This window comes from Hydrogenophaga sp. (assembly GCF_030656115.1).
In the GTDB taxonomy this organism is placed as follows: Bacteria; Pseudomonadota; Gammaproteobacteria; order Burkholderiales; family Burkholderiaceae_C; genus Hydrogenophaga.
Map to the genome: position 1 here is coordinate 65,667 of NZ_JAUSOO010000073.1, position 24,328 is coordinate 89,994.

Here is a 24,328-nt window from a genome sequence, read left to right on the forward strand (position 1 = left end):
CGCCCATGGCTGACCCGCACGAAAAACCGCACCGGCGCTGGGCCATGGGTTTGGCGGTGCTGCTGCACCTGGCCGCAGCCGGGCTGATCATGCTGGCGCCCAACCCGGCCCTGCGCAAACCTGTGCCGCCGCCCGAAGACACCGTTGTCTACCTGGTTGAACCCCCACCCGCCGAACCGCCCCAGGTAAAACCCGAGCCACCCGAGCCACCCGAGCCAGCGCCACCGCCAGCCCCTGTTGCGCCCGACCTGTCCACCGCCAGCGCCAGCGCCCCCGAGCCCGCCGAACCCCAGCCCGGCCCGGCTTACATGGACGCGCCGCCCGCACCCAGCGCCCAAGAATGGGCGCAGGCCGCCACCTACACGCTCAAAAACAGCAAGCGCTACCGCTACCACTGGGGTCAACACGTGCGCAGCCTGATGGGCACCGCCTTTGAGGGCGCCGAACAAGGCGCCGTGCGCTTTCGCATCGAAGTGGCGCCCAGCGGCCAAATCGCCCAGCTCGACACCCTGTGGACCACCTCGCCCGCCGTCGAACAACGCGCCCGCCAGGCCGTGCAGGCCATGCCGCCGCTGCCGCCCACCCCCAATGGCAAGCCCCTGGTGTTTGAGAAAACCATTGTGTTTGACGCCTTCACCACCGAAACCCCGCCGCTGTACAAAAACGACTGCGAGCCCGACCCGCCGCAACACGGCAACCGCTTTGTGTGGGACGGCCGCTCACCCCAGACCGCCGCCACCGCAGAGCCGCCCACCGAAAAACTCGACCCCATCGCCTACGCCGAATGCCTCAAACAGCTGCCCCAAGACAGCATCGAAGCCGAAGCCGCCAGCGACGAACGCCAGCAAAAACAATGGGCCTCGCCTATGCTGGGGCGCTGAGGAGGCGGCGGTCCGCTTGGGTGTCCGGTGTGGCGTGTCTTACCCCTTCCCCCGCTGGGGGAAGGTTGGGATGGGGGCAAGCGTGGGATCACAGCCTCATATGACAGAAACCGCTGTTCAGCTGCCCAGGATAAGCCCCCACCCCCCGTGGCGTCAGTCAGACAGCCCAACTGCCCCCTATCATTCCCCGCATGCAAAACCCCAGCCCCCCAGGGACCCCCACCCCCGCCGACAGCGCTGTCACCGCTGCCGCCACAGAAGCCGCCCAGGCCTTCATCCAGCGCTGGCACGGCGTGGCCGCTTCCGAGCTGGCCACCTCGCAAAGTTTTGTCATCGAACTCTGTGCGTTGCTGGGCGTGGAGCCGCCCACGCACGAACCGCATTACCAGTTCGAGCGCCCCATCACCTTCCAGCACGGCGACGGCAGCACCAGCGCGGGCCGGGTGGACTGCTACAGGCGCGGCCACTTTGTGTGGGAGAGCAAAAAGCTCAAACCCGGCGCCCAAGCCCAACGCAGCGGCACCACCACCAAAGCCTTTGACGACGCCCTGCTCAAAGCCCGCCAGCAGGCCGAAAACTACGCCCGAGCCCTGCCCGCATCGGAGGGGCGCCCGCCCTTTGTGGTGGTGGTGGACGTGGGCCATGTCATTGAGCTGTACGCCGAATTCACCCGCAGCGGTGCCACCTACACCCCGTTTCCCGACCCGCGCAGCCACCGCATCCGCCTGGCGCAACTGGCCGACCCGGCCATCCGCGCGCGGCTCCAGGCGCTGTGGACCGACCCGCTCAGCCTCGACCCCTCGCGCATCAGCGCCAAAGTCACCCGCGCCGTGGCCGCCGAGCTGGCCGAGCTGGCCAAAAGCCTGGAAGCCGCCGGCCACCGCCCCGAGCCCGTGGCCGCCTTCCTCACCCGCTGCCTGTTCAGCATGTTTGCCGAAGACGTGGGCCTGCTGCCCACCGCCGGCACCGAACGCCAAGGCAGCTTCGTCCACCTGCTCAAGCAATACCGCGAACAGCCCACCACCCTGGCGCAAATGCTCAAGGTGTTTTGGGCCGGCATGGACGTGGGCGGCTTCAACGCCGCCATTGCGCAAGACGTGTTGCGCTTCAACGGCAAGCTCTTCAAAGGCGCGGGCACCGACGGCTACACCCTGCCGCTCACCACCGCGCAAATCGACGGCCTGCTGCGCGCGGCCAGCGCCAACTGGCAAGAGGTGGAGCCTGCCATCTTCGGCACCCTGCTGGAACGCGCCCTCGACCCCACCGAGCGCCACGCCCTGGGCGCTCACTACACGCCGCGCGCCTATGTGGAGCGCCTGGTGTTGCCCACCGTGGTGGAGCCGCTGCGCGCCGACTGGGCCAACGCCCAGGCCGCCGCCGTGCTGCTGGCGCGCGAGGCCGACGAACTGGACGGCAAGAAACGCGAAGCCAAGCTGGAAGAAGCCCGCGCCGAGCTGCGCCGCTTTCACCACCAGCTGTGCACCACCCGCGTGCTGGACCCGGCCTGCGGCAGCGGCAACTTTTTGTATGTGACGCTGGAGCATTTGAAGCGGCTGGAAGGCGAGGTGATGAACCAGCTCGAAGCCATGGGCCAGACGCAGGACAAGCTGGGCCTGGAGGGCGAAACCGTCACGCTGCAGCAGCTGCGCGGCATTGAACTGAACCAGCGCGCCGCCGCGCTGGCCGAGCTGGTGCTGTGGATCGGCTGGCTGCAATGGCATGTGCGCACGCGGGGCCTGGCCAGCGTGGCCGAGCCGGTGGTGCACGACTACGGCAACATCGAAAACCGCGACGCCGTGCTGGCCTACGACCGGGCCGAACCGGCGCTGGACGCCGATGGGAAAACCATCACCCGCTGGGACGGTGTGACGTTCAAGACGCACCCCGTCACCGGCGAAGCCGTGCCCGACGAGGCGGCGCAGGTGGTGCAGTGGCGCTATGTGAACCCACGCCCCGCCGAGTGGCCGGAGGCCACATTCATCGTGGGGAATCCGCCGTTCATTGGTGCGGGTGCCATGCGCGCTGCGCTGGGCGACGGCTATGCGCAAACGCTGCGCGCTGCGTGGCCCGATGTGCCCGAAAGCGCCGATCTGGTCATGTACTGGTGGCACAAGGCGGCCTGCCAAGTGCGTGCGGGCCGCGCGCGGTGTTTTGGTCTTATCACCACCAACAGCCTGCGGCAAACCTTCAACCGGCGCGTGGTGCAACTGGCGCTGGACGGAACCCAGACAGCAGCCACCGCGGCCTCAGCCGGAGCGGGCCATGCCGGCCTGCCTGCGTTGTCGCTGGTCTACGCCATTCCCGACCACCCTTGGGTCGATGGTGCCAACGGTGCTGCCGTGCGCATTGCCATGACCGTGGGCGTGCCCGGCCTGCAAGAGGGCCGATTGCTGAGCGTGACCGACGAGCGCGAAGGGCACGACGGCGAAGTCGCCGTGACACTGGCCGAACGCACCGGCCTGCTGCATGCCGATTTGCGCATCGGTGCCAACGTGGCGAATGCCAGAACCCTGTGCGCCAACCTCGGAATTTCTTCCCCTGGCGTCAAGCTGCACGGCGCAGGCTTCATCGTCACCCGCCAAGAGGCCGCTGTCTTGCTCCCTCCCCCTCTGGGGGAGGGCGGGGGTGGGGGCACGCCCGCCAAGGAGCTCCTCATCCGCGAATACCGCAACGGCCGCGACCTCATGGCCACGCCGCGCGACGTGCTGGTCATCGACGCATTCGGCCTGAGCGCCGAGCAATTGCGCGAACGTTTTCCGGCGGTTTTTCAATGGCTGGTGGAGCGGGTGAAGCCCGAACGCGACCAGAACAACCGAGCCACTTACCGCGACAACTGGTGGTTGTTCGGCGAGCCACGCAAAGACTTTCGACCGGCACTCCATGGTTTGCCCCGTTACATCGCCACCGTCGAAACCGCCAAGCACCGCACGTTCCAGTTTCTCGATGCGAGTGTTTTGCCCGACAACATGCTCATCGCCATCGCGTCGAATGATGCTGCGTGGCTGGGCGTGCTGTCGAGTCAGGTGCATGTCGAATGGGCGCTCGCCGCAGGCGGTCGCCTCGGCGTCGGCAACGACCCGCGCTACAACAAATCCCGTTGCTTCGAACCCTTCCCCTTCCCCCACGAAGACACCGGCCTCACCCCCGCCCTCACCGAGCGCATCCGCAGCCTGGCCGAACAGCTCGACGCCCACCGCAAGGCGCGGCAGGCGGCCCACGAGAGCGTCACGCTCACGGGCCTGTACAACGTGCTGGAGAAGCTGCGCAAGGGCGAAGCGCTCACCGCCAAAGACAAAACCCTGCACGAACAAGGCCTGGTGAGCGTGCTGCAAAGCCTGCACGACGGGCTGGACGCCGCCGTGTTGCAGGCCTACGGCTGGAGCGACCTGGGTGCGGTGCCGTGGCGCGACGAAGCCGCCCGCGCCGCGTGGACCGAAACCCTGCTGGAGCGGTTGGTGGCGCTGAACGCCCAACGCGCCGCCGAAGAAGCCGCCGGCACCGTGCGCTGGCTGCGCCCCGAGTTCCAGGACCCGGCACGCCGCGCGGCGGCGGCACAAGCGGCCGAGCAAGCGGCGAACCAGGCCGCCGCTGAAGCGGGCGCCCCGGCCGCCACCGCCGTGCCGCAGCAAAGCGGCATCGACGGCGTGGAGTCGAAAGCCGACGCCACCGCCCGCGCGGCCCAAGCGCAGGCCGCTGACACCGCTGAGGCCACAGCCACCAACGGCGAGACCGGTGCAGCGGTCGCGCCCCTGGCCGCTGTGGCGCCGTCGGCCCAGCCCTGGCCCAGCAGCCTGCCCGAGCAGGTGCGCGCCGTGGCCCAGTTGCTCAGCGCCAGCCCCGCGCCGCTGCCCCTGCCCGCCATCGAAGCCCGCTTCAAAGGCAAAGGCCCCTGGAAGAAAGGCCTGCCCCGCATTCTGGAAACCCTGGAAGCCCTGGGCCGCGCGCGGCAAGAGGGCGGCGGCTGGCGGGGGTGAGGTTTTTGGGGGCTGGGTGGTGTGACAGCGCTGCACACCCGAAGAGGTGTCTCACACCCCCGCGTCATACGTCCGAAACGCTACCGGGCTGAACGTCCGGTGACTCCATGCTGTGTGAGACGCCGCCATTGTGGCAGGCCGTTCGGGCGACGGCCACCACAGCGTAGAAACCCCTAATGGTATGCCCCATGGAGTAACACTACGTCTGGCGCACCGGGTGCCGCAGCGTCTACGCTTGCCTTCCTGCCACGGAACACAAACGAAGGACAAGCATGAACAAGGCACCGACAAAAGCCCTGGGCCGAACGGTCTGCGCGCTTGCGCTGGCGCTGTTGCAAACCACGGCCCTGGCGGCCGACATCGTCATCAGCCAGTTGGCCCCGCTGACCGGGGTGCTGGCCAGCACCGGCAAACAGATGGTGCTGGGCGGTCAGATCTACTTCAGCCATATCAACGACACCGGCGGCGTGCATGGCCAGAAAATCCGGGTGCTGGTTGCTGACGATGGCTACAAGGTGGAAGAAACCGTGCGGTTGACCCGGGAGGCGCTGGCCAACCCGGCGGTGGTGGCGCTGTACGGTTTTGCCGGCACGTCGAATGTGGGCAAGCTGCTGACCGATGGCGTGCTCAATCAGGGCGGTGCGGCCCTGGTGGCGCCGTACACCGGCGGCGAGCCGCTGCGCAGCCCGTTCAACCCCTGGATCTTTCACGTGCGTGCCGGCTACGCCGACGAAACCGAGCACATGGTGCAGCAGGCCACGACCCTGGGCATGACGCGTATTGCCGTGATGTACCAGGACGACGGTTTTGGCAAGGCCGGGCTTGAGGGTGTGCAAAAAGCGCTGGCCAAACGCAAGCTCACGCTGTCGGTTGCCGCACCGTATGAACGCAACACCGACAACGTGGACGAGGCCGTCAAGCTGGTAAAGGCCTCGGATGCCCAGGCGGTGATCATGATCTCGGTGAACCGGCCGACGTCGGCCTTCATCAAGCGTTACCGGGAAGCCGGCGGCGGTGCCCAGCTGTACAACATCTCTGTGGTGGACCCGGCCGAAATCGTCAGGCTGGCCGGGCTGAAGAACGCGCATGGACTCGGGGTCAGCCAGGTGGTGCCTTACCCCTTCACGCCCAACCTGCCGGTGGTTCGCGAATACCAAGCCCTGCTCAAGAAGTATGCGCCGGGGGAGTTGGTCAACTACACCAGCTTCGAGCAGTTCCTTGGTGCCAAGGTGCTGGTGGAAGGCCTGCGACGCGCCGGCCCCCAACCGACCCGCGCGCAAGTGGTGAAGGCGCTGGAGAGCATGGGGCGCTTCGACCTGGGTGGCACGTTGGTCGGTTACTCCGCTGATAACCGGGTGGGTTCGCGTTATGTGGAGGTCACCGTCATCGGCAGCAGCGGCCGGCTGCTGAAATAAACCTTCGGCCGATCAGGCCCGGCCCAGCAGGCGCGCCACCAGATCGCCATGGGTGGCCGCTTCGTATTTTTTCATCAGCCGGCCCCGGTGGGCCTCAACCGTGCGCGGGCTGATGCCCAGCACCCGTGCGATCTGCTTGCTGGTTGAGCCGGTCACCAGGTGTTGGGCGATCTCGCGCTCGCGCAGGGTCAGACTGGTGGTGACCGGGCGACGCGCCGAAATGTCCTCAAACATCCACACGGCGCAGGCGAAGGGGTCCGCGCGGTCGAGCGCACGCCCGGCCACATGGCACCAGAACAGCGAGCCGTCACGGCGGCGCATGATGCGCTCGTCGCAGTAGACGCCTTTTTCCTGCATGACGGGCAGGCCGAGGTTGCCGATGTGCGTGAACTCCTCCATCGACGGGTACAGCGGCGCCAGCGGCTGACCCAGCAACTCGTCGATCTCGTAGCCAAACTGGCGTGCGAAGGTCTCGTTGCAGAGTTCCAGGACCCGTTGGCGCGAAACGCACATGCCGACTGGCGCCAGGTTGAAGGCCAGTTGCAGGGTGTGCCATGTTTCCGGGGGGGCGTGGGGGGTGCTCATGCGAATCGATTGTGGAGGAGCGTCCGGCTTTGGCCATTAGCGAATACGTGTAAGGTGCCTGCGGTCGCTGCTGCAGTGCGGCCCGCGGGACGGCCCGCTCCGGCTGGCGGGGCTGAGGTGAGGGGGTGATGAGGGGCTGAGCGTCTTTCGTCCATGCCCGCTCACCACCCCACAACGCACCCGCCGGCGTTGCAAAGGCGCTTCACTGGCCCGGGCTGGGGCGGTGCTTTGCGCCTTGATCGGGCACGTTAAACGCCCAGCTTCTGAGCCGCGTTTCAGAGGGAGGGGCTTGTGCGCTTCTCGGACTGCAATGGCGAAGTTCTTTCGTTCGTCTGCGCTTGACCGCTTGATTGCTTGACCGTTGGGCGCTGGGGTGCGCCGTTGCCGGCGGGTGTTTTTGCGTCATACCTTTGACACGTCGGGTACTTACAGTGAGAAAAGCGGCTTGAACTTCAAGCGTTTCATTCTTGTAACCGACTGGAGAAAATCTGATGAAACTGAAAAAACTCGTGGCGCTGATGGGCGTTGCTTCGATGGGGTTCGTGGCTCACGGGGCATTTGCACAGGCCGTTCAGGTCGATCCAGCGTTGCCCACCTACCAAAAGGCGGCGGGCGTGTCTGGCAACTTCACCAGCGTGGGCTCGGACACGCTGAACAACCTCATGACCCTGTGGGCCGAGGAGTACAAGCGCCTCTACCCCAACGTCAACATCCAGATCCAGGGTGCCGGTTCTTCGACCGCTCCCCCAGCCCTGACCGAAGGCGCCTCCAACTTCGGCCCCATGAGCCGTCTGATGACCGCTCGCGAAGTGGAAAGTTTCGAGAAGAAGCACGGCTACAAGCCTTACGCGGTGGGTGTGGCCATCGACGCATTGGCCGTGTATGTGAACAAGGACAACCCCATTCCCGGCTTGAGCCTCCAGGAAGTGGACGCCGTGATGTCGGTGGGCCGCAAGTGCGGCTTTCCCACCGACATCACCAAGTGGGGCCAGGTTGGCATGACCGGTGAATGGGCCAACCGCGACATCGCCATGTACGGACGCAATTCGGTCTCGGGTACGTACGGTTTCTACAAAGACGTGGCGCTGTGCAAGGGCGATTTCAAGCGCAACCTCGCCGAACAGCCGGGTTCGGCCTCGGTGGTGCAAAGCGTGGCCACCCAGATCGGTGCCATTGGCTACTCCGGTATTGGCTACAAAACTTCCGGTGTGCGCGCCATTCCGCTCTCGCTGAAAAAAGGCCAGCCATTCGTTGAGCCCGATGCCCAGCACGCCATCGACGGCAGCTACCCGCTGGCCCGTGTGCTCTATGTGTATGTGAACAAGAAACCCAACCAGCCGCTGAACCCGCTTGAGCGCGAGTTCTTCAAAATGGTGCTGTCCAAGCAGGGCCAGGCAGTTGTGATCAAGGACGGGTTTGTGCCCATGCCAGCCGCCATGGCCAGCAAGATCGTCGCCGATCTGACCAAGTAAACCGTTCAACACGTTGCTTCTCGCGCCGGACCAGGTCCTGCGCGCGCAGCAGCGCACTTCTTCAGGACAACGATCATGAAACACACACTTCAACTGGCATCGCTGTCGGTGGCGACCCTGGCGGCTTTGGTCATCTCCGGTTGCGCGGCACCGTCGGCGGCTCCGACGGCCGCAGCGCCGAAGGCGGCTCCGGCCAGCACCGCGGCAGAGCCGACAGAAGCCAAGGAGTTTTTCTCGGTGCTGAAAGATGGGCGAATTTACGCCTTCGGCGACACCAGGAACTACTTTGATTTCCTCGCGCACGGCGAGGTGACGCTGACCCGCACCAAGATCGGCACCGGCCCCGGCGGTGCCACCGTGGTGTACGGCATCACCAGCGACGATGTGAAGGCCAACAAGCCCAGCATGGGCGAGCGCATCTTGGAAGCCAAGTTGCCCGCTGCCCCCAACTTCCATGGCGAGGTGTTCAAGGACGGCCGCTTCTACGTGTTCCCCGAACTCAAGGACATGATGCCTTTCATTGCCTTCGGCGAAGTGCCTTACTCGTTCACCGACATCGGTGCCGGGCCCAATGGCGAGACGCTGGTCTGGGTGATGAACAGCACGAGCATCAAGACGGGTCGCCCGGTGGCCACGATGGAGCGTTTCAAGGCGCTTCGCGCAGCCAAGTAAAGCCACAACAAGAAGAGGAGGCGGGCAGGACGAGTCATCGCTGCCCGCCTTGTCGTTCGTGACGTCAGGATCTCCAAGATGACAACAGTTGCCAACACAAAAAGCAGCACCGCAAAGAGCGTGGACCTCGCCATGGGGCGCAGGTTGTTCAGCGACAAGGTGTTCAAGCAGGTTATGACGGCGGGAGGGATCGGCGTCATCGTGGCGGTCTCGGCCATCTTTTTCTATCTCGCCAGCGTGGTGGTGCCGCTTTTTCTGCCACCCAGTATTGAGCACCAGGCCAAGTTTGCTTCGCCGGGCCTGGCCAGCCAGACAACGGCCGCCTTTACGGCAGAAGAGCAGCGCGAAATCGGCGTGCGAATTGGTGACCAGGGTGCGATCAGTTTTTTCGCTTTCGACACCGGCACCGTGCTGTCTGAAACACCGCTGGCATTGCCCGAAGGGGTGACGGTCACGAGCTTTTCCAAGGGCGACGAAAGCACCTATGCGGCTGCTTTCGGCCTTTCCGACGGTCGCGCCATGTTGGCCAAATTCGGCTTCGAGGTCACCTTTCCCGATGGCAAGCGCAGCATTCGGCCGCTGATTGAGTACCCGCTGGGTGAAGAGCCGGTGCAGATCGACACGCAAGGCAAGGCCTTGGTTCGCCTCGCTGTGCAGCAGTCGGATGCGGGTTCAACCCTTGCCGCTGTCACGGAAGACGGACGCCTCTTGCTGTCGGCGGTTGTCACGACCACCAACCGCATGACAGGTGAGACCAAGAGCGAGATCCAGCAGTCCGAGATCGCATCGGTTCCGCCCCAGATCGGGCAGATCCTGATCGAATCCAAGCAGCGTGAGATGTACGTGCTGTCTGGCGAGCGGGAGCTGGTGCGCTACGGCATCACCGACAAGTCGGCTCCTGTGCGCATCGAATCGGTTCTGCTCGTGCCGCCGGGTGAGAAGGTCACCCAAATGACCATGCTCAGTGGTGGCCACTCCATTGTGGTGGGCACCGACAAAGGCAACCTGTCCCAATGGTTCCTGGTGCGCAAGGAGGGCATCGACTTCGTGCTCACGCGCATTCGCGAGTTCCCCGCCATGCGCGGTTCGGTGACGGCGCTGGCGCCGGAGTTTTTCCGCAAGGGCTTCATCGTGGGGGACAGCACGGGCACCCTGGGAAGCTACTTCGCCACCTCCAATCGGCTGCTTTTCACCGAGAAACTGTCCGACAAGCCGTTGACCGTGTTGGCCGTTCCTCCGCGAGGCAATGGCTATCTGGCCAAGGATGCCGATGGCAGCGTTTACTCGGCCAAGGTCGTCAACCACTACCCGGAAGTCTCCTTCAGTTCCATCTGGCAAAAAGTCTGGTACGAGAACTACGAAGACCCCGACTATGTGTGGCAATCGTCAGCGGCCAACGCGGACTTTGAGCCCAAGTTCAGCCTCGCACCGCTGACCTACGGCACCTTGAAGGCGGCCACCTACGCCATGTTGGTTGCGGTGCCGCTGGCACTGCTGGGCGCCATTTTTACGGCTTACTTCATGTCGCCCAGGATGCGCACGGTGGTCAAGCCAACCATCGAGGTCATGGAGGCCTTGCCGACCGTGATTTTGGGGTTTCTGGCCGGCCTCTGGCTGGCACCCTTTGTGGAAAACAACTTGGCCGGTGTGCTGATCTCGATCGTGTTCCTGCCGGCCGGGTTCGTGTTGGCGGCCTACCTCTTTCACCTCTTGCCGGTGGCCCTGCGATCGCGTGTGCCCCCGGGTTGGGAGGCCGCCATGCTGTTGCCCGTCCTGATCCTGATGTTCTGGTTTTTCTTTCAGATCGGCCATCCCATCGAAGCGGTCTTCTTTGGTGGCGACATGCCCAACTGGCTGAGCAACGAGATGGGTATTGGCTATGAACAGCGCAACTCGCTGGTGGTGGGTATTGCCATGGGCTTTGCCGTGACGCCCACTATTTTCTCCATCGCCGAAGACGCGGTCTTTTCCGTTCCCAAGCACCTGACTTCGGGCTCTCTGGCTTTGGGGGCAACGCCCTGGCAGACCTTGTTGGGTGTGGTGCTTCTGACGGCCAGCCCAGGCATCTTTTCGGCCGTCATGATCGGGCTCGGGCGCGCCGTGGGCGAAACCATGATTGTGCTGATGGCGACCGGCAACACCGCCGTGATGGACTTCAGCCTGTTCAGCGGCTTTCGCACCTTGTCGGCCAACATCGGCGTAGAAATGCCGGAAGCCGGGGTGGGTGAAACCCATTACCGACTGCTGTTCCTGTCGGCGCTGGTTCTTTTTGGTTTCACTTTTGTCGTCAACACGGCCGCCGAAATCGTGCGGCAGCGCTTGCGCGAAAAGTACAGCTCTATCTGAAGGACACCCCATGAAAGAATGGTTCAAATCGGGTTCGCCCTGGATCTGGCTTACCGCTGGCGCGGTCGCACTCAGTCTGTTGATGGTCGCGGGTGTTCTCTCGCTCACCGCTTTGCGGGGGCTGGGCCATTTCTGGCCCAAGGCCGTGGTCGAGATGAAGTTCGAGGAAAAGGACGGTTCGAAGATTCGCCTGATTGGCGAAATCCGGGAGCAGGAGGAGGTGTCGCTGCGCCGTCTCACCGAGTCTGGTTTCAAGATCGAGACCAAAGACCTTTTCGTCACGCGTGTTTTGCTCAAGATGGGCAACCGGGACGTGACGGGCGTCGACTTCCGCTGGTTCCCCGAGCCCTTGCTCACCGAGCGCGCCTACCCCAAAGACCTGCTGGTCATTGAGCGCCGCGAGTGGGGCAATTTCTATGGTCACCTCACAGCTGTCAAAGAGGGCGATCAGGTGGTCGCGGCAGGCGAAGCCGCCTGGCCAGAGCTGCAGAAACGGTTTAAACGTGCCAACGATCTCTTCAACCAGATTTACCGCATTGAAAAGAACGACATCGGCGACGTGAACTACCGTATCGAGAAGCTGCGACTGGAAGAACGGCGCGCGCAGTTGGGCGGGCGGCTCACCGAAGCGCTCAAGGCGCGGCTCGCTCAACAGCGCGAAGCGCTCAATACCGAATTTGCCGGCCTGCAGGACAAGCTCCAGGTGCTTCGCACCGAGATTGGTCGGGACTCGGTGGTGGGTGAGGTGATGGACGGGCAGATGAAAGAGGTGAAGCTCGCTCTCATCGCCGATGTGTACCGCCCCAATGACATGGGCATGCTGGCCAAGACAGGCCACTATTTCAAAAAGTTGGGTGAGTTTCTGAAGGACGACCCACGCGAAGCCAACACGGAGGGCGGTATCTTTCCGGCCATTTTCGGCACGGTGCTGATGGTGCTCATGATGTCCGTGATCGTCACGCCGTTCGGCATCATGGCCGCCGTCTACATGCGCGAATACGCCAAGCAGGGCCCGCTGATCCGCATCATCCGCATTTCGGTGAACAACCTGGCGGGTGTGCCTTCCATCGTCTACGGCGTATTCGGCCTGGGTTTCTTCGTTTATTTTCTCGGCGGCAACATCGACCAGCTCTTCTTCGCGGAAGCCTTGCCCGCACCCACCTTCGGTAGCCCGGGCATTCTCTGGGCGTCGTTGACACTGGCCATCCTGACCTTGCCCGTGGTGATTGTGTCCACGGAAGAAGGGCTCTCGCGGGTGCCCCGTTCGCTGCGCGAAGGCAGCCTGGCACTGGGTGCCACCAAGGCCGAAACACTGTGGAAGACCGTGCTGCCCATGGCCAGTCCAGCCATGATGACGGGCTTGATTCTGGCTGTTGCGCGCGCCGCAGGCGAGGTGGCTCCCCTGATGTTGGTGGGCGTTGTGAAGCTTGCCCCCACCCTGCCGTTGGACGGCTACTTCCCCTATCTGCACCTGGAGCGCAAGTTCATGCATCTTGGCTTCCACATCTACGACGTCGGATTCCAGAGCCCCAACGTGGAAGCCGCACGGCCGCTGGTTTATGCCACCGCCTTGTTGTTGGTGGTCGTGATCATGGTCCTCAACATCTTTGCCATTCGCCTGCGCAACAGCCTGCGCGAAAAGTTCCGCGGTCTTGAGTCGGTTTAACCGTTCCAGGCCACCGATTCAAAACGTCTCCATTGCAAGCAGATGACCACCATGAACTCCTCCGTTGATGTACTCCGCCCCAAGGTTCCTTCGCCAGCCAGCCGCGCATTCCCGCCGATCGTTCCATTGGCTGAGCAGGTGATGAGCATAGAGGTGAAGAACCTCAATTTGTTTTACGGTCCCAATCAAGCGCTCAAGAACGTGTCAATGGGCATTCCCAAGGGCAAGGTGGTTGCCTACATCGGTCCCAGCGGTTGCGGTAAGTCGACACTGTTGCGTTGTTTCAACCGCATGAACGACCTGGTGGACAATTGCCGCATCGAGGGTGAGATCGTCCACGAAGGACGCAATATTTATGAGCGCAACGTCAACGTGGCTCAGCTCCGCAGACGTGTTGGCATGGTGTTCCAGAAGCCCAATCCGTTTCCAAAGTCCATTTATGAGAACGTGGCGTACGGCCTTCGTTTGCTGGGGGTGCGTGACAAGGCGCAGCTGGACGATGCGGTAGAGAAATCGCTGAAGGGCGCCGCACTTTGGGACGAGGTGAAGGATCGACTGAGCACCAACGGTCTGAGTCTTTCGGGTGGACAGCAGCAGCGTCTGGTGATTGCCCGCGCCATTGCCCTGGAGCCCGATGTTCTGTTGCTGGACGAACCCTGCTCGGCGCTGGACCCGATTTCCACCGCGAAAGTGGAAGAGCTGTTGCACGAACTCAAGGCCAAGTTCACCATCGTGATGGTGACCCACAACATGCAGCAGGCCGCCCGTGTGTCGGACTACACGGCCTACATGTACCTGGGCGAGCTGATTGAATATGCCCCCACCGATCAGATCTTCACCAACCCTTCGCGGTCGGAGACTGAAGACTACGTCACCGGCCGTTTCGGCTGACGAAAACAGCGTTGAAGGTAACCAGGAACCGCCATGGACAAACACATCTCAAGTCAGTTCGACTCCGAACTCAACTCCATTTCCAGCCGTGTGCTCGAACTCGGTGGCGTGGTGGAGAGCCAGATCGCCTCAGCTGTGCTGGCTTTAACCCAATTCGATGCGACCGCCTCGGAACGCGTGTATCAAATGGAAAAAACCGTCAACCAGATGGAGGTCGACATCGATCGGGATCTCTCCACCATGATCGTGCGCCGCCAACCCGCGGCCAGCGATCTGCGCTTCCTGATAGGGATTTCCAAGACCACGGCCAACCTTGAACGCGCAGGTGACGAGGCCACCAAAATTGCGCGAATGGCGCAATCCATCATCGAAAGCGGTGCATCAAGACGCATGCCTGTGGCAGAGCTTCGGCTGGCCGCAGAACTGGCGTCCAAGATCCTGCGGAGTGCTCTCGATGCACTGGCTCGCCTTGATGTCGCAGAAGCGCTGCTCATCTTGCGCGAAGACGACAAGATCGACATCGAGTTCAACGGTTTTGTGCGCAAGTTGGTGACGTTCATCATGGAAGACGCCCGCACCATTTCTCCCAGTCTGGACCTGCTGTTCGTGGCCAAGGCACTGGAGCGCATCGGCGACCACGCCAAGAACATTGCGGAAATGATCATCTACATCGTCAAGGGCGAAGACGTGCGTCATATCCCGCTTGAGGACGTGCAGTCGGTGATCGGATGAGAAAACCGCCTCGGGTACTGATCGTTGAGGATGATCTGTCGGTCGCCGAATTGATCGCCGTTAATCTTCGCCACAACGGTTTTGTATCGATCATCGTCTTCGACGGTGAGGCAGCACAGCGAGAGGTGGAGGCGGTTGTGCCCGATTTGATTTTGCTCGACGGGATGTTGTCCACCGGCAGCGGGTCTGGGCTGTTGCACCAGTGGAGAACGGATGTGAGAACCCAGCGCATCCCCATCCTGATGCTCACTGCGCGCAGTGAGGCGTCTGACCAGGTTCCGGGGCTTGACGCGGGCGCCGACGACTGCCTCACCAAACCGTTTTCCACCCAGGAGTTGATGGCGCGCATCAAAGCTGTATTGCGTCGACGCGTGCCCGACATCGTCAGCGAGTCGATTCAGGTGGGCGAATTGTTTCTGGATACAACGACGTACCGGGTGACGTTTCGCGGTGACGAACTCAAGATCGGACCGACGGAATTCAAGTTGCTGCACCATTTCATGAAGCATGCCGAGCGGGTGCACACCCGGGGTGCTTTGCTCGATCGTGTGTGGGGTGACCATGTCTTCATCGAAGAGCGCACGGTCGATGTCCATGTCAAGCGCTTGCGGGCGAGTCTGGGCGCTGCTGCGGCCATGGTCGAAACCGTTCGCGGGGCTGGCTACCGCTTGACGGTTCTCCACAACGTGGGCGAAGCTGTCGGGAAGGGTTCGCCCGCCAACCCTGGATAGCCGCCGTCGGCGTGAACGTGTCTGCCATAGAATCCGGCTCCAATGGCAAAGGCCCCCGGAAGAAAGGCCTTCCCAGCATCCTGGAAGCCCTGAGCAGCGTCCAGCAAGGTGGCGGCGGGCGGGGCTGACCAACCGCTCACGCCACGCACACCCGCATGACCCGTCTCACCCTCGAACGCCAGCAGGTGTTCATTTACCTGCTGGCCATTGCGTTCGGCCTGGCGCTGGGCAGCCGCTGGCCGGGGCTGGCGCCGGCGTTTGAAGCGTTGCTGTGGCCGGCGCTCGTGGTGTTGTTGTATGCCACGTTTGTGCAGGTCCCGTTGCTGCATCTGGGCGGTGCGCTGCGCGATCGGCGCTTCATGGGTGCGGTGCTGCTGGGCAACTTTGTGCTGCTGCCGTTGGGGGTGTGGGCGGCGCTGCCCTGGTTGCCCGCAGACCCGGTTTTGCGCCTGGGCGTGTTGTTGGTGCTGCTGGTGCCGTGCACCGACTGGTTCATCACGTTCACCGCGCTGGGCGGTGGCCATGTGCCGCGCGCGGTGGCGGTGACGCCGCTGAACCTGGTGTTGCAGTTGCTGCTGTTGCCCGCGTATGTGTGGCTGATGCTGGGTGAGGGTTTGAGCGGTGGCGTGGGGGATGGCTTGGTTGCGGCACAGGGCGCCGCGCTGGGGCTGCGCGATGTGCTGCCTGCCCTGGCGGCGGTGAGCTTGCCGCTGCTGGCGGCGGCGGTGTCGGAGCGCTGGATGGGCGCACGCAGCGGGCGCGGGGTGTGGCGCGAGCGGCTGGCCTGGTGGCCGGTGCCGTTGTTGGCGCTGGTGGTGTTGCTGATCGCTGGGGCGCAGGTGGGCGCGGTGCGTGCGGCGCAGCACCTGCTGCCGTGGGCGGTGCCGCTGTTTGCGGGTTTTTTGCTGGTGGCGGTGGGTGTGGCCAAGGGGCTGGCGCTGTGGCTGCGTCTGCCGCCCGATTTGGGGCGCACGCTGGCGTTCAGCCTGGGCACGCGCAATTCATTTGTGGTGCTGCCGTTTGCGCTGGCGCTGCCGCCGGGCTGGGAGGCGGCGGCGGTGCTGATCGTGCTGCAGTCGCTGGTGGAGTTGCTGGGCATGGTGCTGTGCCTGTGGGCGCTGCCGCGCTGGGTGTTTGCGGATCGCAGAGGCTGATACGGTTGGCATTGGTTGTGCATGCGCGTTGCCGGTTCCCCGGTTTTCGCGTGTTCGCCCCACCGTGGGCACCTGTCCATCCCTTACCCTCAGGCACCGCGTTGGCTTGGTGCGGCGTCATCCTCTGAAAAATGGTTTTTTTGCCCATGCTCTTCGCCCCGCCGTGTGCCCTGCTGGTTGCCCCGTTGCTTGAACGGGCGTGCCCATGAATCACTGGTTTCGTTTGCTGTTGGCTTTGGTGCTGACGCTGTGGGTGACCCAGCACGGGGTGCGTTATGAGGCGCTGAGCCAATTTTCACCATCGCCTTGGGCTGCCGATGTGCGCCTGCAGAGCCAGCCCACGTTGTCGGCCTTGGACTCGGCGCCGGGTGCCTGGCGGCTGGAGGCAGCGGACCAAAAAGCGCACCGGGGCTTGAGCTGGCAGTTTCCCGTGCCGCCTGGCGCGCAAGCGGTGCGGGTTCAGGCGCGGGTGGACATTGCCGATGTGGTCCAGGGCCCGAAGCGTTGGGAGCGGGCCAGTGTGGCGCTGCGGCAGGTCGCTGAGCAAGCCAAGCCCCGGGAGCGCTCGGTGTTCGGCGAAACCGGCACGCTGACCCAGGAGGTGGATGAGGTTCACGCGCTGTTGCCCGGTGCGGAGTCGGTGCAGTTGCTGGTGCGTTTGCTGCGTGCCTCCGGCAGCATGGATGTGCACGGTTTGCAGCTGAGCTTTGTGGCTGAGCGCAGCGGCATGGACTGGGTGGTTGTGGGTGTGTGGCTGGTGTGGGTTGGGGGTTTTGCCGGTTTGGGCTGGGCCTGGTTGCATGGGGTTCAAAACCGCTGGTTGCCGGTTGTGGGGGCGGTGCTGGTGTTGTCGGCGGTGACCTTGCCCGGCGCCTGGCGCGACGCGCTGGCGCAGTGGTTGGTGGCCGGGCCGGGTTTTTCACCCGCGTTGGTTTTTCACCCCATGGTCAATGTGGCTGTGCATGGGCTGATGTTTGGGCTGGCGGCGGTGCTGCTGGCGCTGAACCGCCCCGACTGGTCGCTGCTGCGCTGCCTGGCCGAACTGGGTTTGCTGGCGGCCTGTTCGGAAGTGGTGCAAAAACTGGTGCCCGGTCGCTCTGCCGAATGGTTTGATTTGCGGGTGGACTTGGTGGGTGTGGCGCTGGGGCTGTCGCTGGTGTGGGCTTGGCGCGAGGGTGGGCGTCCCTGGCTGCGCCGCCGCAGGCACGGGCGGTTGTAGCGGTTTGAATTTCAAGCCCCCGGTTGCCAGCGCCAGTCGCGCACCTCGGGCAGGTCTTCGCCGTGTTCGGCAATGTGCAGTTTGTGGCGTTCGATGCGCGTCCAGTAGCGCGCGGTGGCGCGTTCCACCTCGCTGGTCAGGTAGGGGATGCGCCGCACGGCGTCCAGCGCCAACTGGTAGCGGTCGAGGTTGTTGAGCACCACCATGTCAAACGGCGTGGTGGTGGTGCCTTCTTCTTTAAAGCCGCGCACATGGATGTTGGCGTGGTTGTGGCGGCGGTAGCTGAGTTTGTGCACCAGCGACGGGTAGCCGTGAAAGGCGAAGATCACCGGGCGGTCGGTGGTGAACAGCGTGTCGAAGTCGCGGTCGTTCAGACCGTGCGGGTGTTCCGAGGGCGGTTGCAGCGCCATCAGGTTCACCACGTTGACCACGCGGATGCGGATGCCGGGCGCGTCTTCGCGCAGCAGCATCACCGCGGCCAGGCACTCCAGCGTGGGCACGTCACCGGCGCAGGCCATCACCACGTCGGGGTCTTCGGTGCTGTCGGGCGTTTCGGTGCCCGCCCAGTCCCACACGCTGGCACCGGCTGCGCAGTGGCGCACGGCGGCGTCCATGCCCAGCCACTGCCACTCGGGCTGTTTGCCGGCCACGATGACGTTGACGCAATGGCGGCTGCGCAGGCAGTGGTCGGCCACCGAGAGCAGGCAGTTGGCGTCGGGCGGCAGGTAGATGCGCACCACATCCGGCGACTTGTTGGCCACGTGGTCCATGAAGCCCGGGTCCTGGTGCGACAGGCCGTTGTGGTCCTGGCGCCAGACGTGGGAGGTGAGCAGGATGTTGAGCGAGGCGATGGGCTCTCGCCACGCAATCTTGCGACTGACCTTGAGCCACTTGGCGTGCTGGTTGAACATGGAGTCGATGATGTGGATGAAGGCCTCGTAGCACGACAGCAGGCCGTGGCGCCCGGTGAGCAGGTAGCCTTCCAGCCAGCCTTCGCACAGGTGTTCGCTCAGCACCTCCATCACGCGGCCGTCGGCGCTCAGGTGGGTGTCGTTGGCCACGGTCTCGGCCATCCAGGCTTTGCCCGACACGGCGTACACCGGGTCCAGCCGGTTCGACGCGGTTTCGTCCGGGCCGAAGAGGCGGAAGTTGGCACTGGCCAGGTTCAAGCGCATCACCTCGCGCAGAAAACCGCCCAGCACCCGCGTGGCTTCGGCTTCGGTGCTGCCCGGCGTGGGCACGGCCACCGCGTGTTCGTGCAGGCGCGGCAGCACCAGCGGTTGCAGCAACTGGCCGCCATTGGCGTGTGGGTTGAAGCCCATGCGCAGCCGCCCGGTGGGTGCGAGCGCGGCGAACTCTGCGCGGAATTTGCCTGCGTCGTCGAACAGTTCTTGCGGCCGGTAGCTTTGCAGCCAGGCTTCGAGCTGCTGCAGGTGTTCGGGCTGGGTGAACCGGGCAATCGGCACCTGGTGGGCGCGCCAGGTGCCTTCGACGGGTTGGCCGTCCACCGCTTTCGGGCCGGTCCAGCCCTTGGGCGTGTCGAGAATGATCATGGGCCAGCGTGGGCGCTGTGGCGGCATCGGGGCATCGGGTGCGCGGGCCGTGGCCTGGATGCGCTGAATGTGCGCCAGCGCTTTGTCCAGCGCGGCGGCCAGGCTCTGGTGGACCCGATCCGGGTCGTCGCCCGACACGAAGTGCGGCTCGTAGCCGTGGCCGTGCATCAGCTCGAAGAGTTCGGCGCGATCGATGCGGGCCAGAACGGTCGGGTTGGCGATCTTGTAGCCGTTCAGGTGCAGGATGGGCAGCACGGCGCCGTCGCGTGCAGGGTTCAGAAATTTGTTCGAATCCCAACTCGCGGCCAGCGGCCCGGTTTCGGCTTCGCCGTCGCCCACCACACAGGCCACGATCAGGCCCGGGTTGTCAAAGGCCGCGCCGTAGGCATGCGCCAGCGAATAGCCCAGCTCACCGCCTTCGTGGATGGAGCCCGGGGTTTCCGGCGCCACGTGGCTGGGAATGCCGCCCGGCCACGAGAACTGGCGGAACAGCCGCCGCAGGCCGCTGCGGTCGCGCTCAATGGCGGGGTAGTGCTCGGTGTAGCTGCCTTCCAGGTAGGTGTTGGCCACGATGCCTGGCCCGCCGTGGCCGGGGCCGACCACCAGCAGCATGTTCAGTTCGTGGTCTTTGATCAGCCGGTTCAGGTGCACATAAATCAGGTTCAGCCCCGGCGTGGTGCCCCAGTGTCCGAGCAGGCGCCGCTTGACGTGGTCTTGCGTGAGCGGTGTCTCCAGCAGCGGGTTGTCTTGCAGGTAAATCTGGCCAACCGACAGGTAGTTGGCGGCGCGCCACCAGGCGTGCATGCGGTGGAGCAGGTCGGGGGCGAGGGTGTCGGGCATGGGGGTTCCAGGGTGGGCAGTTCGTTCAGGGGAGCACGCCGCTGGGTCTGTGGTCTGTGCGCTGGCGGACACTGGCTCCAGCGGGCCGGGGCGCTTCATCCGTTCACGCCGCACTGCGCCGGGGTTTGGTTCCACAAGGTGATGAGACGCCGCCCGGGGTGTTGTGCGTCGAGGCTCAGGGTGCTGAGCGATGCGGGATGCAGCGCCAGGTGTTGCCCCAGCGGCAAGGGCTGACCGATCCAGCGCGCGGCCAGCGCGGCGCCGAACTGGCCGTGCGCGAACAACACCACGTCGCCCTCCAGCGTCAGCAGGCGGGCCATGAGGCGGTCGGCCCGCGCGGCCACGTCGGCGGGCATTTCACCGTGGGGGCATCCGTCGCGCCAGACGCTCCACCCCGGGCGTTCCTGCTGTATGTCTTCTGTGCGTCGGCCCTCGTAGGCGCCGTAGTCCCACTCGCACAGGTCGGCCTCGGTCTGCAGGCGCTCGCCCAGGCCGGCCAGTTCGGCGGTGCGGCGTGCGCGCAGGCGCGGGCTGCACAAAACGTGGCGGGCATCCAAGGGCTGCAGCACGCTGGCAAGACCGCGCGCCTGCTCCGCGCCGTGGGCGGTCAGGTCGAGGTCGGTGGTGCCGGTGTGTTGGCCGGTCAAGGACCAGGCGGTTTCCCCGTGTCGAACGAGGTGGATGTGTTGGGGCATGGCGCGGTGCTCCGGTGGCGGCGGGGTGTTGTTGACCTGTCCCACAACCTGGGCAGGCCAGACCCTTGTAGCCACGCGGCGAGGCGCTGTCCGTGCGGTAGCGCGCAAGCCCTGGGGCTGGGTGGCTGTTGCACAGGGCCGTGCTGCGAAGGGTTCTGGCGCATGCCGGCCTGTGTTCGCTGCCGCACGGTGACCGCTGGGCACGGCTGGCACGATGGGCGCCCCATGGTTTGGGCATGTGCGCGAACGGCATCCCCCGAGCACGGTGAATGGAACAAAGGCTTACAGAATGACGGAATGCCCAGCGGCAACCCCAGCGGCCAGCGCGAATGTGGGCGAAGTGGTCTCGGTGCGGGGCAGCGTGGTGGATGTGCGTTTTGGCGGCGCCTTGCCCGCCATTTACACCCTGCTGCGTGCCGGTGACGGGGACGCGGTGGCCATTGAGGTGCTGGCGCAGTTGGACGCGCAGCATGTGCGCGGCATTGCGCTCACCCCCACGCAGGGCCTGGCGCGTGGCATGCCGGTGCACGACACGGGCGGCCCGCTGCAGGCCCCGGTGGGCAAGGCCATTTTGTCGCGCATGTTCGACGTGTTTGGCAACGCCATCGACCGCGAGCCCGCGCTGGCGGACGTGGCCTGGCGTTCGGTGCACCGCCCGCCGCCTGCGCTGGTGCGCCGCTCGACCAAGTCCGAGGTTTTTGAGACCGGCATCAAGGCCATTGACGTGCTGTCGCCGCTGGAGCGCGGTGGCAAGGCGGGCCTGTTTGGCGGCGCCGGTGTGGGCAAGACGGTGTTGTTGACCGAGATGATCCACAACATGGTGGGGCACCAAGCCGGGGTGAGCATTTTTTGCGGCATTGGCGAGCGTTCGCGCGAGGGCGAAGAGCTGCACCGCGAGATGAAGGCTGCGGGCGTGCTGCCGCACATGGTGATGATCTTTGCGCAGATGAACGAGCCGCCCGGGGCGCGCTTTCGGGTGGGCCACGCGGCGCTGACCATGGCCGAGTATTTCCGCGACGACGAGCACCGCGATGTGTTGCTGCTGGTGGACAACATTTTTCGCTTCATCCAGGCCGGTTCGGAAGTGTCGGGCCTGATGGGGCAAATGCCTTCGCGCCTGGGCTACCAGCCCACCATGGGCACCGAACTGGCGGCCCTGCAAGAGCGCATTGCCAACACCGACAGCGGCGCCATCACCGCCATCCAGGCGGTGTACGTGCCCGCCGACGACTTCACCGACCCGGCGGCGGTGCACACGTTTTCGCACCTGTCGGCGTCGATCGTGTTGTCGCGCAAACGGGCCAGCGAGGGCCTGTTTCCGGCCATCGACCCGCTGCAGTCCAGCTCAAAAATGGTCACGCCCGGCATTGTGGGCGAGCGGCATTACGCGCTGGCGCAGGCCATCCGCCGCACGCTGGCGCAATACGCCGAGCTGAAAGACATCATCGCCATGCTGGGGCTGGAGCAGCTGTCGCCCGACGACCGCAAGGTGGTGGCCCGCGCGCGGCGGCTGGAGCGCTTTCTGACGCAACCCTTTTTCACCACCGAGCAGTTCACCAGCCTCAGTGGCCAGCTGGTGAGCCTGCAGGATGCGCTGGATGGCTGCGAACGCATCTTGGCCGACGAGTTCAAAGACCTGCCGGAGAGTGCGCTGTACATGATTGGTGCGGTGGACGAGGCCACGGCCAAGGCCAAGGTTCATGGGGCAAGGAAGCCCCAACCCGCCCCCGAACAGCAGCCCGCCAAGGAGAAAGCGCATGCGCTCGATGACGCTTAAGGTGCTGCTGCCCTTTGAGGTTTTTGCCCAGGAGCAGGGCGTGAGTCGCATCGTGTTCGAAACAGCGCAAGGCGCGTTTGGCCTGCTGCCGCAGCGGCTGGACTGCGTGGCCGCTTTGGCACCGGGCATCTTGATTTTTGAGACCGCTTCAGACGGCGAGGTGTTTTTGGCGCTGGACGAGGGCGTGCTGGTCAAGACCGGTCTATCGGTTCTGATCTCGGTGCGGCGTGCGCTGCGCGGCGACGATCTGTCGCGCTTGCGCGACGCGGTGGAGCAAGAGTTTCTGACGCTGGACGCACACGAAGAAGTCCTGCGCACCGCCATGGCTCGGCTGGAGACCGGCTTCATGCGCCGCTTTGCCTCGATGCGGGACCGTCCGTCATGAGCCAAGACCCAAAGCCCAAGCGCCCCGGGTCAGCGCGGGCCCAGACCCTGGCCGAACAGGTGGGCGCACGGGCTGCGCGCAAGCTCAAGGCCCGCCGCGGCGGCCCGCCGGGGGTTTGGTTTGGCCTGGGCATGATGGGTTTGATCGGCTGGTCGGTGGCGGTGCCCACGCTGCTGGGCGCGGCGCTGGGCCTGTGGCTCGACCAGCGCGATCCGGGTGGCCGCTCGTGGACGCTGGCCCTGCTGGTGGCGGGGCTGACGCTGGGCTGCCTGAACGCCTGGCACTGGGTGTCGCAAGAAGACCGCGCCATGCGCGACGAGGAGGACGGCGATGCCTGAATACGCCGATGGGCCTTGGGTGTGGCTGGGTGCGCTGCTCGCGGGCGGGGTGCTGGGCGTGGCCTTTTTTGGGGGCCTGTGGTGGACGGTGCGCCGGGGTGCCGCGTCGGCAAACCCCGCCCGCTGGTTCGTGGGCAGCCTGTTTGTGCGCACCGCCGCCGTGCTGGCGGGGTTTTACGCCGTGGGCGATGGCCAGCCGGTGCGCATGGGGCTGTGTCTGCTGGGCTTTGTGCTGGCGCGGGCTGCCGTGGTGCGCGCCACACGGCCCACCCCCGCCGCGATGGAGCCGCCATGCGCCTGACGCCCGACGAATGGATTTTTTGGCAGTACGGCTTCGTCAAGCTCAACGCCACCATCGTGTTCACCTGGGTGCTGATGGGGGTGCTCGTCATGGGGGCCGCGCTCATCACGCGCAAGCTTGCCACCGGGCATCAACGTTCGCGCTGGCAAAACCTGCTGGAGATCGTGGTCACCGGCATCGTGGACCAAATCGAAGACGTTGGCCTGAAGCAGCCGCGCCGTTATCTGGCGTTTCTGGGCACGCTGTTTTTGTTTGTGGCCGCTTCGGCGCTGGCCACCGTGGTGCCCGGCTTTGAGCCGCCCACCGCCTCGCTGTCCACCACAGCGGCGCTGGCGCTGTGCGTGCTGGTGGCGGTGCCGCTGTTCGGCATTTCGGGCCAGGGTCTGGTGGTCTACCTGAAATCGTATGTGGAGCCCACGCCGGTGATGCTGCCGTTCAACCTCATCAGCGAGGTCTCGCGCACGCTGGCGCTGGCCGTGCGCCTGTTCGGCAACATGATGAGCGGCGCCATGATCATCGCCATCTTGCTGTCGATCACGCCCTTTGTGTTCCCCGTGGTGATGACGGTGCTGGGCCTGCTGACCGGCATGGTGCAGGCCTACATCTTCACCATTCTGGCGGCGGTGTACATCGCCGCCGCGACCAGCAGCCCGGGCCGCCACAAGCCCAAGCCACCCCCGGTGGCGCCCTGAGGGGTGCCG

The 24,328-nt window shown here is 64.8% G+C and carries 20 protein-coding genes; 17 read left to right on the forward strand and 3 right to left on the reverse strand.

Annotation, left to right across the window (positions count from 1 at the left end; translation table 11 throughout):
- The first annotated feature begins 5 nt into the window (after window positions 1-5).
- The 3 genes from Q7J58_RS10445 (at window position 6) to Q7J58_RS10455 (ending at window position 6,270) form a co-directional block, all read left to right on the forward strand.
- Complete coding sequence (locus Q7J58_RS10445) at window positions 6-881, forward strand: energy transducer TonB (protein WP_304827237.1); 876 nt, start codon at window positions 6-8, stop codon at window positions 879-881.
- Window positions 882-1,072: 191 nt separating this feature from the next.
- Window positions 1,073-4,855, forward strand: a complete 3,783-nt coding sequence (locus tag Q7J58_RS10450; RefSeq protein WP_304827240.1) for a DNA methyltransferase — start codon at window positions 1,073-1,075, stop codon at window positions 4,853-4,855.
- Between the two features lie 272 nt (window positions 4,856-5,127).
- Window positions 5,128-6,270, forward strand: coding sequence for an ABC transporter substrate-binding protein (locus tag Q7J58_RS10455; RefSeq protein ID WP_304827243.1), 1,143 nt, complete (start codon window positions 5,128-5,130; stop codon window positions 6,268-6,270).
- A 12-nt stretch (window positions 6,271-6,282) separates the two neighbouring features.
- On the opposite strand, the gene Q7J58_RS10460 is transcribed toward Q7J58_RS10455, so the two are convergent.
- Complete coding sequence (locus tag Q7J58_RS10460; protein WP_304827245.1) at window positions 6,283-6,855, reverse strand: LuxR C-terminal-related transcriptional regulator; 573 nt, start codon at window positions 6,853-6,855, stop codon at window positions 6,283-6,285.
- Window positions 6,856-7,346: 491 nt separating this feature from the next.
- Here Q7J58_RS10460 and Q7J58_RS10465 point away from each other — a divergent pair, with 491 nt between their 5' ends.
- From Q7J58_RS10465 to Q7J58_RS10505, 9 genes are all read left to right on the forward strand, one after another.
- Window positions 7,347-8,327, forward strand: coding sequence for a phosphate ABC transporter substrate-binding protein (locus Q7J58_RS10465; protein WP_304827248.1), 981 nt, complete (start codon window positions 7,347-7,349; stop codon window positions 8,325-8,327).
- Window positions 8,328-8,402: 75 nt separating this feature from the next.
- A complete protein-coding gene (locus Q7J58_RS10470; RefSeq protein ID WP_304827251.1) occupies window positions 8,403-8,999 on the forward strand; it encodes a hypothetical protein in 597 nt (198 codons plus the stop codon).
- 78 nt (window positions 9,000-9,077) lie between these two features.
- Complete coding sequence (locus tag Q7J58_RS10475; RefSeq protein ID WP_304827254.1) at window positions 9,078-11,345, forward strand: ABC transporter permease subunit; 2,268 nt, start codon at window positions 9,078-9,080, stop codon at window positions 11,343-11,345.
- 10 nt (window positions 11,346-11,355) lie between these two features.
- Window positions 11,356-13,011 (forward strand): phosphate ABC transporter permease PstA, encoded by a 1,656-nt coding sequence (gene pstA, locus Q7J58_RS10480; RefSeq protein ID WP_304827256.1) that lies wholly within the window; start codon window positions 11,356-11,358, stop codon window positions 13,009-13,011.
- Window positions 13,012-13,152: 141 nt separating this feature from the next.
- The gene (pstB, locus tag Q7J58_RS10485; RefSeq protein WP_304827399.1) at window positions 13,153-13,902 is read left to right on the forward strand and encodes a phosphate ABC transporter ATP-binding protein PstB; all 750 of its coding nucleotides are present in this window, start codon (window positions 13,153-13,155) and stop codon (window positions 13,900-13,902) included.
- A gap of 33 nt (window positions 13,903-13,935) precedes the next feature.
- Window positions 13,936-14,634, forward strand: coding sequence for a phosphate signaling complex protein PhoU (gene phoU / locus Q7J58_RS10490; protein WP_304827259.1), 699 nt, complete (start codon window positions 13,936-13,938; stop codon window positions 14,632-14,634).
- Complete coding sequence (locus Q7J58_RS10495) at window positions 14,631-15,365, forward strand: winged helix-turn-helix domain-containing protein (RefSeq protein WP_304827262.1); 735 nt, start codon at window positions 14,631-14,633, stop codon at window positions 15,363-15,365. Before phoU ends, Q7J58_RS10495 begins: the two co-directional genes overlap by 4 nt.
- 155 nt (window positions 15,366-15,520) lie before the next feature.
- The gene (locus Q7J58_RS10500; RefSeq protein WP_304827265.1) at window positions 15,521-16,519 is read left to right on the forward strand and encodes an arsenic resistance protein; all 999 of its coding nucleotides are present in this window, start codon (window positions 15,521-15,523) and stop codon (window positions 16,517-16,519) included.
- Window positions 16,520-16,724: 205 nt separating this feature from the next.
- A complete protein-coding gene (locus Q7J58_RS10505) occupies window positions 16,725-17,738 on the forward strand; it encodes a hypothetical protein (protein ID WP_304827268.1) in 1,014 nt (337 codons plus the stop codon).
- 11 nt (window positions 17,739-17,749) lie between these two features.
- Here the strand turns inward: Q7J58_RS10505 and Q7J58_RS10510 are convergent, their stop codons facing one another.
- Window positions 17,750-20,131 (reverse strand): phosphoketolase family protein, encoded by a 2,382-nt coding sequence (locus tag Q7J58_RS10510; RefSeq protein WP_304827271.1) that lies wholly within the window; start codon window positions 20,129-20,131, stop codon window positions 17,750-17,752.
- Window positions 20,132-20,226: 95 nt separating this feature from the next.
- Window positions 20,227-20,826: a histidine phosphatase family protein gene (locus Q7J58_RS10515; protein ID WP_304827274.1), complete on the reverse strand. Its 600-nt coding sequence runs from the start codon at window positions 20,824-20,826 to the stop codon at window positions 20,227-20,229.
- Between the two features lie 289 nt (window positions 20,827-21,115).
- On the opposite strand from Q7J58_RS10515, the gene atpD reads away from it, so the two are divergent.
- The 5 genes from atpD to Q7J58_RS10540 are packed head-to-tail and all read left to right on the forward strand — an operon-like array spanning window position 21,116 to window position 24,319.
- Window positions 21,116-22,603 (forward strand): F0F1 ATP synthase subunit beta, encoded by a 1,488-nt coding sequence (gene atpD, locus Q7J58_RS10520; RefSeq protein ID WP_304827277.1) that lies wholly within the window; start codon window positions 21,116-21,118, stop codon window positions 22,601-22,603.
- Window positions 22,584-22,988, forward strand: coding sequence for a F0F1 ATP synthase subunit epsilon (locus tag Q7J58_RS10525; protein ID WP_304827279.1), 405 nt, complete (start codon window positions 22,584-22,586; stop codon window positions 22,986-22,988). The genes atpD and Q7J58_RS10525 overlap by 20 nt, the downstream gene beginning before the upstream one ends.
- Window positions 22,985-23,326, forward strand: a complete 342-nt coding sequence (locus Q7J58_RS10530; protein WP_304827281.1) for an AtpZ/AtpI family protein — start codon at window positions 22,985-22,987, stop codon at window positions 23,324-23,326. The genes Q7J58_RS10525 and Q7J58_RS10530 overlap by 4 nt, the downstream gene beginning before the upstream one ends.
- Window positions 23,319-23,627 (forward strand): ATP synthase subunit I, encoded by a 309-nt coding sequence (locus Q7J58_RS10535; RefSeq protein ID WP_304827284.1) that lies wholly within the window; start codon window positions 23,319-23,321, stop codon window positions 23,625-23,627. Before Q7J58_RS10530 ends, Q7J58_RS10535 begins: the two co-directional genes overlap by 8 nt.
- Window positions 23,618-24,319, forward strand: a complete 702-nt coding sequence (locus Q7J58_RS10540) for a F0F1 ATP synthase subunit A (protein ID WP_304827287.1) — start codon at window positions 23,618-23,620, stop codon at window positions 24,317-24,319. The genes Q7J58_RS10535 and Q7J58_RS10540 overlap by 10 nt, the downstream gene beginning before the upstream one ends.
- Window positions 24,320-24,328 lie beyond the last annotated feature (9 nt).

Bases quoted from the DNA above. Each gene is read 5' to 3' on its own strand.
- Q7J58_RS10445 (WP_304827237.1), top strand. From the start codon at position 6: ATGGCTGACCCGCACGAAAAACCGCACCGGCGCTGGGCCATGGGTTTG.
- Q7J58_RS10450 (WP_304827240.1), top strand. From the start codon at position 1,073: ATGCAAAACCCCAGCCCCCCAGGGACCCCCACCCCCGCCGACAGCGCT.
- Q7J58_RS10455 (WP_304827243.1), top strand. From the start codon at position 5,128: ATGAACAAGGCACCGACAAAAGCCCTGGGCCGAACGGTCTGCGCGCTT.
- Q7J58_RS10460 (WP_304827245.1), bottom strand. From the start codon at position 6,855: ATGAGCACCCCCCACGCCCCCCCGGAAACATGGCACACCCTGCAACTG.
- Q7J58_RS10465 (WP_304827248.1), top strand. From the start codon at position 7,347: ATGAAACTGAAAAAACTCGTGGCGCTGATGGGCGTTGCTTCGATGGGG.
- Q7J58_RS10470 (WP_304827251.1), top strand. From the start codon at position 8,403: ATGAAACACACACTTCAACTGGCATCGCTGTCGGTGGCGACCCTGGCG.
- Q7J58_RS10475 (WP_304827254.1), top strand. From the start codon at position 9,078: ATGACAACAGTTGCCAACACAAAAAGCAGCACCGCAAAGAGCGTGGAC.
- pstA (WP_304827256.1), top strand. From the start codon at position 11,356: ATGAAAGAATGGTTCAAATCGGGTTCGCCCTGGATCTGGCTTACCGCT.
- pstB (WP_304827399.1), top strand. From the start codon at position 13,153: ATGAGCATAGAGGTGAAGAACCTCAATTTGTTTTACGGTCCCAATCAA.
- phoU (WP_304827259.1), top strand. From the start codon at position 13,936: ATGGACAAACACATCTCAAGTCAGTTCGACTCCGAACTCAACTCCATT.
- Q7J58_RS10495 (WP_304827262.1), top strand. From the start codon at position 14,631: ATGAGAAAACCGCCTCGGGTACTGATCGTTGAGGATGATCTGTCGGTC.
- Q7J58_RS10500 (WP_304827265.1), top strand. From the start codon at position 15,521: ATGACCCGTCTCACCCTCGAACGCCAGCAGGTGTTCATTTACCTGCTG.
- Q7J58_RS10505 (WP_304827268.1), top strand. From the start codon at position 16,725: ATGAATCACTGGTTTCGTTTGCTGTTGGCTTTGGTGCTGACGCTGTGG.
- Q7J58_RS10510 (WP_304827271.1), bottom strand. From the start codon at position 20,131: ATGCCCGACACCCTCGCCCCCGACCTGCTCCACCGCATGCACGCCTGG.
- Q7J58_RS10515 (WP_304827274.1), bottom strand. From the start codon at position 20,826: ATGCCCCAACACATCCACCTCGTTCGACACGGGGAAACCGCCTGGTCC.
- atpD (WP_304827277.1), top strand. From the start codon at position 21,116: ATGACGGAATGCCCAGCGGCAACCCCAGCGGCCAGCGCGAATGTGGGC.
- Q7J58_RS10525 (WP_304827279.1), top strand. From the start codon at position 22,584: ATGCGCTCGATGACGCTTAAGGTGCTGCTGCCCTTTGAGGTTTTTGCC.
- Q7J58_RS10530 (WP_304827281.1), top strand. From the start codon at position 22,985: ATGAGCCAAGACCCAAAGCCCAAGCGCCCCGGGTCAGCGCGGGCCCAG.
- Q7J58_RS10535 (WP_304827284.1), top strand. From the start codon at position 23,319: ATGCCTGAATACGCCGATGGGCCTTGGGTGTGGCTGGGTGCGCTGCTC.
- Q7J58_RS10540 (WP_304827287.1), top strand. From the start codon at position 23,618: ATGCGCCTGACGCCCGACGAATGGATTTTTTGGCAGTACGGCTTCGTC.